The organism is Actinomadura sp. 3N407 (assembly GCF_052245875.1).
In the GTDB taxonomy this organism is placed as follows: Bacteria; Actinomycetota; Actinomycetes; order Streptosporangiales; family Streptosporangiaceae; genus Spirillospora.
The window spans coordinates 1-1,297 of record NZ_JBQQBP010000071.1 but is presented as its reverse complement, the minus strand read 5'-3'; the positions used below and the strand labels follow the sequence as shown (position 1 = coordinate 1,297).

At 67.9% G+C, this 1,297-nt stretch carries 1 protein-coding gene; it reads left to right on the top strand.

Annotated elements, in window-relative coordinates:
* A partial coding sequence (locus ACTWPP_RS44955; protein WP_443110610.1) for a type I polyketide synthase occupies nt 1-1,297 on the top strand: 1,297 nt, incomplete at both ends.

Here is a 1,297-nt window from a genome sequence, read left to right as displayed (position 1 = left end):
ACGAGCCGGTGGCGATCGTGGGCATGGCGTGCCGGTACCCCGGCGGTGTCCGGTCCCCCCAGGACCTGTGGCGGCTGGTGGCCGACGGTACCGACGCCATCGGCGAGTTCCCCACCGACCGGGGCTGGGACCTGGACGCCCTCTACCACCCCGACCCCGACCACCCCGGCACCACCTACACCCGCCACGGCGGCTTCCTCCACGACGCCGCCGACTTCGACCCCGAATTCTTCGGCATCAGCCCCCGCGAAGCCCTCGCCACCGACCCCCAGCAACGCCTCCTCCTCGAAACCGCCTGGGAAACCCTCGAAAACGCCGGAATCAACCCCCACACACTCCGCGGAAGCCGCACCGGCGTCTTCACCGGCGTCATGTACGACGACTACGGCAACCAGCTCATGCAAGCCTCCCCCGACGGATTCGAGGGGTTCCTGCTCACCGGTACGCAGACGAGCGTGGCGTCCGGCCGGGTGTCCTATGTACTCGACCTGGCCGGACCGGCGCTGACCGTGGACACGGCGTGCTCGTCCTCGCTGGTCGCTCTCCACCTGGCCGTTCAAGCCCTGCGGAACGGCGAATGCGACCTCGCCCTGGCAGGCGGCGTAACCGTAATGGCCACCCCCGCCCCATTCATCGAATTCAGCCGCCAACGAGGCCTCGCCCCAGACGGACGCTCCAAATCATTCGCCGCCGCCGCCGACGGCGCCGCCTGGAGCGAAGGCGCCGGCCTCCTACTCGCAGAACGCCTCTCCGACGCCCAACACAACGGCCACCACATCCTGGCCGTCGTACGCGGCTCAGCCATCAACCAAGACGGCGCCTCCAACGGACTCACCGCACCCAGCGCCCCCGCCCAACGCCGCCTCATCCACCAAACACTCGCCAACGCCGGACTAACCCCCTCCGACATCGACGCCATAGAAGCACACGGCACCGGAACCGCCCTCGGCGACCCCATCGAAGCCGAAGCGATCCAAGCCACCTACGGACACAACCGCCAACACCCCCTCTGGCTCGGATCGATCAAATCCAACATCGGCCACACCCAAGCCGCCGCCGGCATCGCCGGAATCATCAAAATGATCCAAGCCATCCACCACCACACCCTCCCCCGCACCCTCCACATCGACGAGCCCACCCCCCACGTCGACTGGACCACCGGAAACGTCGAACTCCTCACCCAAAACCGCCCCTGGCCCCAACTTGACCACCCACGCCGCGCCGCAATCTCCTCCTTCGGCATCAGCGGCACCAACGCCCACATCATCATCGAAGAACCCCCGGCGACCGAGGAGGC